At 42.4% G+C, this 10419-nt stretch carries 8 protein-coding genes and 1 pseudogene; 5 read left to right on the top strand and 4 right to left on the bottom strand.

All coding sequences use genetic code 11. The features are described 5' to 3' along the window. Window positions 1-234 (top strand): annotated as a pseudogene (locus H4683_RS09880) (hypothetical protein); the annotation flags it as partial. Window positions 235-251: 17 nt separating this feature from the next. Here the strand turns inward: H4683_RS09880 and rsgA are convergent. Further along, window positions 252-1334 (bottom strand): ribosome small subunit-dependent GTPase A, encoded by a 1083-nt coding sequence (rsgA, locus tag H4683_RS09875; protein ID WP_420826554.1) that lies wholly within the window; start codon window positions 1332-1334, stop codon window positions 252-254. Between the two features lie 269 nt (window positions 1335-1603). Beyond that, on the bottom strand, window positions 1604-2926 hold the full coding sequence (locus H4683_RS09870; RefSeq protein ID WP_225942012.1) for a hemolysin family protein: 1323 nt from the start codon (window positions 2924-2926) through the stop codon (window positions 1604-1606). A gap of 656 nt (window positions 2927-3582) precedes the next feature. Between H4683_RS09870 and H4683_RS09865 the strand changes: the two genes are divergently transcribed. Together H4683_RS09865 and H4683_RS09860 are read left to right on the top strand one after the other, a co-directional pair. Then, a complete protein-coding gene (locus tag H4683_RS09865) occupies window positions 3583-5322 on the top strand; it encodes an ABC transporter ATP-binding protein (RefSeq protein ID WP_192598678.1) in 1740 nt (579 codons plus the stop codon). Window position 5323: 1 nt separating this feature from the next. After that, window positions 5324-7081 carry an ABC transporter ATP-binding protein gene (locus tag H4683_RS09860; RefSeq protein WP_192598677.1) on the top strand — a complete coding sequence of 586 codons (1758 nt, stop codon included), beginning with the start codon at window positions 5324-5326 and terminating at the stop codon, window positions 7079-7081. An 81-nt stretch (window positions 7082-7162) separates the two neighbouring features. On the opposite strand, the gene H4683_RS09855 is transcribed toward H4683_RS09860, so the two are convergent. Together H4683_RS09855 and H4683_RS09850 are read right to left on the bottom strand one after the other, a co-directional pair. Next, the gene (locus tag H4683_RS09855; RefSeq protein WP_192598676.1) at window positions 7163-7321 is read right to left on the bottom strand and encodes a hypothetical protein; all 159 of its coding nucleotides are present in this window, start codon (window positions 7319-7321) and stop codon (window positions 7163-7165) included. A gap of 52 nt (window positions 7322-7373) precedes the next feature. After that, window positions 7374-7577: a YheE family protein gene (locus H4683_RS09850; RefSeq protein ID WP_192598675.1), complete on the bottom strand. Its 204-nt coding sequence runs from the start codon at window positions 7575-7577 to the stop codon at window positions 7374-7376. A 70-nt stretch (window positions 7578-7647) separates the two neighbouring features. Between H4683_RS09850 and H4683_RS09845 the strand changes: the two genes are divergently transcribed. Continuing rightward, window positions 7648-8037, top strand: a complete 390-nt coding sequence (locus H4683_RS09845; RefSeq protein ID WP_192598674.1) for a ferritin-like domain-containing protein — start codon at window positions 7648-7650, stop codon at window positions 8035-8037. A gap of 126 nt (window positions 8038-8163) precedes the next feature. Next, window positions 8164-10359 (top strand): malate synthase G, encoded by a 2196-nt coding sequence (locus H4683_RS09840; protein ID WP_192598673.1) that lies wholly within the window; start codon window positions 8164-8166, stop codon window positions 10357-10359. The last annotated feature ends 60 nt before the right edge of the window (window positions 10360-10419 follow it).

Below are 10419 nucleotides of genomic sequence, written 5' to 3'. Positions count from 1 at the left end.
GGTGATAAAGTGCGCCAAGGCGGTGATAAAGTGCGCCAAGGCGGTGATAAAGTGCGCCAAGGCGGTGATAAAGTGCGCCAAGGCGGTGATAAAGTGCGCCAAGGCGGTGATAAAGTGCGCCAAGGCGGTGATAAAGTGCGCCAAGGCGGTGATAAAGTAGGCCAAGGCGGTGATAAACCCCATCAAGGCGGTGATAACAATAAACCTCATATAAAAAAGGCGTTCTCCGCATAGAGAACGCCTTTTTTATATCATTTCTTTTTAGAAGGATTCTTCCGCATACTTTTCGTTACTTTTTTCCACTTATTGCGCTCTGCTGATTGGGCGGCGCGATCTATTTTTCGTTCGAGAAACGCTAACTCTTTTTGGAGTTTCAAGTAGCTCGCATAGCGATCCGCAGCTAGAGTACCAGTAGCGAGCGCTTCTTGAATTGCGCATCCGGGTTCATTGCCATGTTGACAGTCATTGAACTTGCATGCATCTGCAAATGCTTCCACATCTTTAAATCCCGAATCAAGGCTTTCGCTGTTCTCCCATAGTTGAAACTCTCTCATTCCAGGCGTGTCGATAAGCACGCCGCCAGTCGGAATTTTCACCAGTTCCCGGTGAGTCGTCGTATGTCGACCTTTGTCATCGTCACCCCGGATGTCCTGCACAACCATCATCTCATCGCCGCAAATGGCGTTTGTTAGTGATGATTTTCCAACACCTGAAGAACCTAAAAGAGCGGCTGTCTTCCTATCTTTCAATAAATCAGTGAGCTGTTCAATTCCTTCGCCTGTTACGTTGCTCACCGCAAAAACATCTACGCCAAATGCGATGTTCCGCGCTTCTTCAATATAGTAAGTAGGATTATCGCACACATCTTTCTTCGTTAAAATGACAACCGGATTTGCACCAGAATCATAGGCTGCAACGAGATACCGCTCAAGTCGTCTGGCGTTGAAATCTTGGTTCATCGACATAACAAGGAAGACAATATCGACATTTACAGCGATAATTTGTTCTGCAATTGCCTCTCCCGCTACTTTTCTTGAAAAGAGGGAGTTTCTTGGTAAAATCGCATGGATGATTCCGCGTTCTTCACCTGGCATCTTTTCTACTGCAACCCAATCGCCGACAGCGGGGAAGTCTCGTCGTTCTACCGCGTCATATTGGAATGCTCCGGAACAGACGGATAACCATTCTCCTTCTTCCGTGATCACACGGTACATTCGTTTATGTTCAAGCGTGACACGAGCTGGCACGCACTTCTTCATTTTAAATCTATCATTTAATTCTTCCCAGTTAGCTTCATGAAATGTATTCCAACCGTACTCATTGAGTTTTGTCAATTTAATTTCCTCCTGTTATATGCATATAAAAAAACCGTGGCTCCTGATCGGACCCACGGTTTCACGCGCATAACAGAATAGACATGCTTTTTAGTAAAGCACTGCAGGTGAAAGTATGGGTCCGTTCAGAGTGACAATAGACATTATGAAAATAGCCATAAAATTTCACCTGCTTTCTGTAAGATGAATTAATATTATCAGAATAAAAGATAATTGTCAACTGAAGTTTATCAATTTAAAAAACGACCTCCTAGTGGAGAGTCGCAGTTTTAGGAATCAACAGATAGGTCTTCGATGACCTTAGTTTCTCCCTCTATATGTTTAATAACTTCAAGATATAGAATGTGATGCCCATCTACATCTTCAACCATAAATTCATAGCCTTGTTCAATAATTTTTTCACCTTGAATCGCTTCGAAGCGCTGTGTCATGAACCAACCACCGATTGTATCAATATCCTCTTCATCGATTGAAATGCCTAGGATATCATTGATATTTTCAATCAACATCTTCGCATCGAAAATATAATGACCTTCCCCGAGATGTTGGATTTCTGGAATTTCATTCATATCGAATTCATCCTGTATATCCCCAACGATTTCTTCCAAGATATCTTCGATTGTCACTATACCGGATGTACCACCGTACTCATCCATGAGAACCGCCATATGAATTCGTTCCCGTTGGATTTTAAGTAGAAGATCACCGATGGGAATGGTTTCGATAACACGGATAATCGGCTGCATATACTCGATAACGGGATGATCACCCGTAGTTGGGTCTTTAATGAACGCAGTCAATAAGTTTTTCATGTTGACAAGTCCCAGAATATGATCTTTATCACCGTCTGTAATCGGGTAGCGTGTGTATTGTTCGACACCGATGACTTCGAAGACTTCTTGCAAAGTCATCTCTTTGTCGATAATCATCATTTCTGTCCGGGGTGCCATAATTTCCTTGGCGATTCGGTCGTCGAATTCGAAGATCTTATTCACATATTTATATTCAGCTTGGTTGATTTCACCGCTTTTTAAACTGTCGGATAAAATCATACGAAGCTCTTCTTCCGTATGAGCAACTTCGGATTCTGCAATCGATTTGAACCCGAGAAGACCTATGAAGAAACGTGCGGAACCATTCATACCTTTAATGACAGGGTACATGAGACGATAAAATAAGATAAGCGGTTTTGCGAAATTTAATGCAGTGGTTTCCGCTCTTTGTATCGCAATCGTTTTAGGAGCCAATTCACCTACAACAACATGCAAAAAAGTTACGAACGTGAACGCAATGATGAATGAAAGAAGACTGGAAAGGCTAGGTGTCAAATCGAAATGGTTGAAAATTGGGTTCAAAATCAATTTGACGGTCGGTTCACCGAGCATCCCTAGACCGAGAGCGGTGATTGTGATTCCCAGCTGGCAAGCGGATAAGTATTCGTCCAGATTCCCAATAATTTTTCTAGCATTGATAGCTTTATGATTTCCTTCAGCTACAAGCTGATCAATGCGTGTTTTCCTTACCTTCACTATAGCAAATTCACTCGCAACAAAAAATGCGGTGAGGGCGATCAAGACAGCGAACGCTGTCAATCGTATGGCAATCTCCAAATAATTACTTTGTCCCAAACCCGGATGAGGGGGAGAACAAAGTGTACACCTCCTGTGATGGTTAAATAGATAGTTAGTCTAATGATAATTTACTTTTAGAGAAAAAACAAATGCTTTCACTTTTCGATTGTATATTCATAGAAAAATGACTGATGGAATATCATAAGCAGTTGTTAGTTGTCTTGGGATGAATTGGTGAAATGAGGCATGGCCTAAAGATATGATTTAAAAAAATTTTCTAAAAAGTATTGACATTCTTAAAATAGCAATGGTAATCTGAGATAGTTAGATACTCGAAATAGAAAGGGAGGCACGGAAAATGAAAAACGTTCAAGTTGTCCTAAACAATTGCATAATCATGCCGTGCCTGGCCAAAATCTATATCATCCCAGAATAATTAACTTGGAGTGGCGCGTTCTGCCGTTCCTTTTTATGAGCACACGCTTATGTTAAGAGCGTGTGCTTTTTTGTATCTACTTTAAGATAATCCGGTGTTTTCACGCAATGCGTGTCACATAAATAAAAAAGAAAAGGAGTGTTTGCTATGTTGATCATCAAACAGCAACGGAAATTATTAGAAAAGGAATCTCTAGAAAGCGGATAGCCGTAAAAGAAAAAGGAAGAAAGTTGGTTGATTTATGTTTTCAGTTTTATTTAAGTTAAAATGGTTTTTTAAGGAGAATCGGAAGAGGTATACAGTTGCTCTCATTCTCTTAATGGTGACAAATGTTCTTGTTATTATCCCTCCGTGGCTAATCGGTGAAGCAATTGATGCGATTTACACGCAGACGTTGACTGGAAAACTTCTCGCTACTATTCTTGGGGCGATGCTTGTCATCATACTTTTCAATTATGCGAGTAACTATGTCTGGCAATATCAGTTGTTCGGCGGTGCGTATGTCATTGAACGGCAATTACGTAGCCGACTTATGCGTCATTTTTTGAAAATGACGCCGACGTTTTATGAGAAGAATAAGACGGGCGATTTGATGGCAAGATCGACGAATGATTTGCGTGCGATTTCAGAAACGGCTGGTTTCGGGATTATGACGCTCGTTGATTCAACGCTTTATTTATTAACACTTGTTTTAACGATGGGCTTTCTGGTGTCCTGGGAATTAACACTGGCGGCGATTTTACCGCTGCCGATCCTCGCATTCATTATGCAAGTATTGGGGAAGAAAGTTCATGAAAGATATATGGTCTCGCAGGCAGCATTCGGGGATTTAAATGATAATGTTCTTGAAGCTGTCGCGGGTGTAAGGGTTGTGCGCGCGTACGTCCAAGAACGGGCGTCTGAAAAAGATTTTGCTGAGATGACGGAAGATGTCTATCAGAAAAACATGCATGTTGAGAAGATTGATGCACTGTTCATGCCGATTTCGAAGGTGCTTACAGGGCTGACGTATATGATTGGACTTGGATATGGAGCGTTTCTTGTATCTCAGGGAACTATGACACTCGGAAATCTAGTTACATTCAACGTCTATCTCGGGATGATTGTTTGGCCGATGTTTGCAATCGGCGAACTGATCAATGTCCTGCAAAGAGGGAACGCATCACTTGATCGCGTGATGGAGACTCTTGATTACGAGGAAGATGTGAAAGATCCTGAACAGCCGGTAAACGTTTTGAATCCTGATAGTGTCGGTTTCCGTGACGTAGTCTTTACGTATCCGATGTCTCATTCGGTCAACTTGGATAATATCAAGCTTCAGTTAAATCGTGGAGACACACTTGGTATCGTCGGGAAGACGGGTAGTGGGAAGACTACTTTCGTCAAACAATTGCTGCGTGAATACCCGTCAGGTGAAGGTGAAATTACTTTTTCAGGCGTGCCGCTTCAATCATTAACGAAAGATCAGGTAAGGGATTGGATTGGTTATGTGCCACAGGATCACGTCCTCTTCTCTAGGTCTGTCAGAGAAAATATCTTGTTCGGTCGACCAGAAGCAACGGAATCGGATATTGCGGAAACCATCCGCCTATCGTATTTTGAAAAAGATCTTGAAATGCTTCCAGAAGGACTTGATACACTCGTCGGTGAGAAGGGTGTCGCCTTATCAGGGGGACAGAAACAGCGGATTTCAATTGCGCGAGCACTTGTTAAAAATCCTGAAATTCTCATTTTAGACGATTCGCTTTCCGCAGTCGATGCGAAAACGGAGTCGAAAATCATTGAAAATATTCAAGCAGAACGTTCTGGTAAAACGACAATTATTACGACACATCGATTGTCCGCTATTCAACATGCGGATTGGATTATTGTCCTTGACGATGGGCGTGTCATAGAAGAAGGAACGCATGAAACGTTGCTTGGAAAGAACGGCTGGTACAAAGAGCAATTCGACCGCCAGCAGATTGGGGAGGTTGAATAGGATGAGTACCGGTAAACGCTTAGTTCGCTATGCACTTGATTATAAAAACCTGCTAATTGGGGGCTTGCTCCTTCTTGGTGTCGCAGTGGCGGCAGACTTGATGGGGCCGATGATTGCCAAAAGAATTATTGACGACCATATTGCAGGAGCTACGGGTGGCGGCATTGATTTCAAGCCGATTGCTAAATTGCTTGCCGTTTTTTTCGGGCTTGCAGTCGTAACTGCGATATTCCGCTATTTCCAGTATTTATTGCTACAAAAAGCAGCGAATCGCATTATTCAGAGAATGCGTAATGATTTATATGAACATATTCAAACATTGCCCATTCGTTATTTCGATAACTTACCAGCTGGGAAAGTCGTCGCAAGGATTACGAATGATACAGAAGCAATCCGTAACCTGTATGTAACCGTTGTGTCACAGTTCGCAATTAGTGGAATGTATATGATTGGGATTTTCGTCGCTTTATTCTACTTGGATCCGAAGATGGGGGCTATTACGCTATTTGTCTTGCCGATCTTGTATATTTGGATGAAGATGTATCGGAAATTCGCTTCAAAAGTAAATCATGTCATCCGTGGAAAAGTGAGTGACATGAACGCGATGATTAATGAATCCATTAATGGGATGACAATTATTCAAGCGTTCCGGCGCGAGAAACAAATGGATGAAGAATTTAGCGGGTTAAACGATGAACACTACCGCTATCAGAACAAACTGTTGAAAGTGGAAGCAGCAACATCACATAATCTCGTTGATGTGATTCGCTCGTTGACGTTTATTTTCTTCATATGGTATTTCGGAGGGGCTTCGCTTTCCACGGAAAGTGTCATCTCAGTTGGGATGCTCTATGCATTCGTCGACTATATTACAAGGCTGTTCAACCCGATAACAGGTGTCGTTAACCAATTTGCACATCTAGAACATTCCCTTGTAGCGGCGGAGCGTGTCTTTAAACTACTAGATCGAGAAGGGGAACCGGTATGTGATGAGAAAATTGATCGATACCGTGGAGATGTTCGCTTTGAAAACGTCTGGTTCGCTTATAAAGAAGAAGAATATGTTTTGAAAGAACTTTCTTTCGAAGCGAAACAAGGTGAAACGGTTGCACTCGTCGGACATACAGGATCCGGAAAAAGTTCGATTATGAACTTGTTATTCCGTTTCTATGATGCGTCGAAGGGGAAAATTACAATCGATGGTATGGACATCGGGGATATGCCTCGGCAGACTGTAAGGTCTCATATGGGCATTGTTCTACAAGATCCATATCTGTTCAGTGGAACGATTGAATCGAATGTTAGCTTGAGTGATCCGCGTATTACACGTGAAAAAGTCCAGCAATCACTTGATGCAGTTGGCGGGGAACGGGTGCTGAAGCATTTGCCGAATGGAATTGACGAAGAAGTTGTGGAGAAAGGGAGTACGCTCTCTTCCGGACAGCGTCAACTGATTTCATTCGCACGAGCGCTTGCATTCGATCCAGCGATTCTTATTTTGGATGAAGCAACGTCCAACATCGATACAGAAACAGAAGAAATTATCCAGCATGCGATGGATGTACTGAAAAAAGGGCGGACGACATTCATTATTGCCCACAGACTTTCTACTATTAAAAACGCGGATCGAATTTTAGTATTAGACCGCGGTGAAATTGTCGAAAGCGGCTCGCATGATGAATTGCTTGCTGAAGACGGTCAATATGCACAAATGTATAAATTGCAGGCTGGAACATCCTCTCAATCGAATAGCGATTGAGGGGAGTTCCCCCTTTTTAAACGGTTTGTTTATGACATTGAAAAAATCCGCACACCTTATCATTCCAGGTGTGCGGATTCTTTAATTTCTTTGACTTCTTGGATTTTCGGTGTCCTTAAAACGATTCTGCTCACTGGGAACATGCGATTTGTCTTCAAAGACATTTTCGGTTTTCTGATCCTGTATCTTCAATTGTTCCTTTTCCTTACGGAGTTCTTCCGGTGTTTTCTCTTTAGACATACTACGCCTCCTCACTCGTCATGAAGTGTAGCATTCCCGAAAACACATGGACTCAATCGTACACATGGAAAGTCATTAATTCGTGAATCATCTTTTTCACATTCTCTTCATCGGATGGCGTGTCTCCAATCCAAGTCATTGTTCCATCGGGCAAATAGTCACCTGTATACCTTTTTTTTTGAAAGAAAAATGCAAATGTCCAACCAGGTAATTGTTTATTTTCATACATCGGCTTGTAGCTGAAATGTTGCAGCATTCGATTACTCCTCTCATAAGATGTAGTTTGTACGCATAAAATTGGGTAAAAGATGCGAAAGGGTGCTGAATTGTTTGTAGATAAATTAAAGCAAGCGATTGAAGACGAATACAAGTCTTATCACTTTTATAAATCCATGTACGGATTGACGAACGATCCGTACTGGCAAGATTTCATCAAACACGCTTATGAAGATGAAAAAAGCCACTATGAAATGTTCCAACAGCTCTATTATATGATGACGGGGACATTTGTTCAAAATCCAAAAAAGTCATTGCCTTGTTATGAGTTGAAGGATTGTGCAAAACGGGCGTTGGTCGATGAATTAGATGCGGTAGAAATGTATAAAGAAATGTTACTGACAATTCCGTTTCAACAGGCATACAATCCGCTATTCATCGCAATGCATGATGAAATTGAGCATGCGATACGTTTTTCAACGATGTATAATGCGCTCTAAAAAAGTTTTTACAATTCAGTTGATTTCCAATCCCTCTTCTATTATAGTATATCATATGATAGTTTATTCTGTTGTAATACAGTAATTTAATTACTAGCGAAGACTAATTTATAGGAGTGGATAGATGTGCAAAACTACGTGAAAACAGGAAACATTCAAGTTGCTAAAGAACTATATGACTTTGTGAATTTGGAAGTGTTACCTGGAACGGGAGTGGACGACGAAAAATTCTGGCCAAATTTCGACGCATTGATCCATGAATTCATTCCAGAAAATAGGGAGCTGTTGGCTGGGCGGGCTCGCCTGCAACAAGCCATCCATACATGGCATAAGGAAAACAAGGGAAACACCGATTTCATGAAGTATAAAAACTTTTTAAAAGCCATTGGGTATCTTGAGCCGAAAGTGGAAGAATTCGATGTTTCTACTGAAAATGTGGACAATGAAGTTGCACGACTAGCGGGTCCGCAATTGGTTGTGCCCCTGAGTAATGCCCGCTATGCGTTGAACGCTGCAAATGCGCGATGGGGTAGTCTGTATGACGCGCTGTACGGAACGGATGCAATTAGTGAAGAGGGTGGAACAGCAATTGGAAAAGGTTATAATCCCATACGCGGTGCAAAAGTTATCGCTTTCGCGAAAGATTTCCTCGACAAATCGGTCGCATTAGTAGATGCCTCGCATGTAAATGTAGAAAAGTATGCAATTGTTGACAATAAACTTTCCGCTACGCTTCCTGACGGGAAAATGGCACAGTTGAAAGATACGACAAAACTGATTGGCTACGTTGGGCAACCAGAAATCCCGACAGCTATTTTGCTTGTCAATAATGGGCTGCATATTGAAATTCAAATCGATCATCATCACCCGATTGGCAAAGAGGATGCGGCGGGCGTGAAAGACATTCTATTGGAATCGGCACTTTCTACAATTATGGATTGTGAAGATTCCGTTGCTGCTGTTGATGCAGAAGACAAAGTGCTGATTTACCGCAACTGGTTAGGTTTAATGAAAGGGGACTTATCCGCTTCCCTTGAAAAAGATGGAAAGACCATTATACGTACATTGAACTCTGACCGCACGTATACGTCACCGAGTGGCGGTGAGATTACGCTGGCTGGACGTTCGTTGATGTTTATCCGTAATGTCGGGCATCTGATGACGAATAGTGCAATTCTCGATAAAGGCGGACGCGAAGTGCCGGAAGGAATTATCGATGGGGTCATAACAAGTTTAATCGCAAAACATAATATGGGTGACAATGTTCAATTCAGAAACTCCGATCACGGATCAGTCTATATTGTTAAACCGAAGATGCATGGATCAAAAGAAGCGGCATTCGCCAATAAATTATTTGATCGCATTGAAGATATTGTAGGCCTGAAACGCCATACGCTGAAAATCGGTTTGATGGATGAGGAGCGTCGTACATCATTGAACTTGAAAGCATGTATTCATGAAGTGAAAGAGCGGATTGGATTCATCAATACAGGATTCCTCGATCGTACGGGAGATGAAATGCATACATCTATGGAAGCGGGTGTCATGATTCGTAAAAATGACATGAAGGCGACTCCTTGGCTTGCAGCATATGAATCGTCGAACGTGGCAGTCGGTGTCGATTGCGGTTTACCAGGTCATGCACAAATCGGAAAAGGGATGTGGGCGATGCCAGATTTGATGGCGGCGATGTTGGAGCAGAAAATTGTCCACCCCAAAGCGGGAGCCAACACAGCATGGGTACCCTCACCTACTGCTGCGACTTTACATGCCACTCACTACCACCAAGTGAATGTAAAACAAGTGCAACATGGCATTGAAAGTTTAAAAGACTACCAAGATACAATCTTGCAAATTCCGGTTGCGGAAGATATGAATTGGTCGACGGAAGAAATCCAGTCGGAATTGGACAACAACGCACAAGGAATTCTTGGTTATGTTGTTCGTTGGGTTGACCAAGGCATCGGCTGTTCTAAAGTGCCGGATATCAATAACGTTAATCTGATGGAAGATCGTGCGACGTTGCGTATTTCTAGCCAGCATATCGCAAACTGGCTCCATCACGGAATCTGTACGGAAGAGCAAGTATTGGAAACGATGAAACGGATGGCGAGAGTCGTAGATGGACAAAATGCCAGTGATGAATTATACCATCCGATGGCTCCGGACTTTGACGATTCAATTGCGTTTGTAGCTGCTTGCGACCTCGTGTTTAAAGGATACGATCAGCCAAACGGCTATACAGAGCCAATCTTGCATAGTCGCCGTATCGAAGCAAAAGCGAAATATGGAACGACTGTCGGCGCAGGTTGCCAAGTATAAGCGAAATCGAAAAATCTCCCTACCGAATTTGAACTATACGGCTGGGGGATTTTTTGTTGA

It is taken from the genome of Sporosarcina limicola (assembly GCF_014873855.1).
Classification (GTDB): Bacteria; Bacillota; Bacilli; order Bacillales_A; family Planococcaceae; genus Sporosarcina; species Sporosarcina limicola.
Note: the sequence above shows the minus strand (reverse complement) of the source record. Positions and strands in the feature narration are given on the sequence as shown.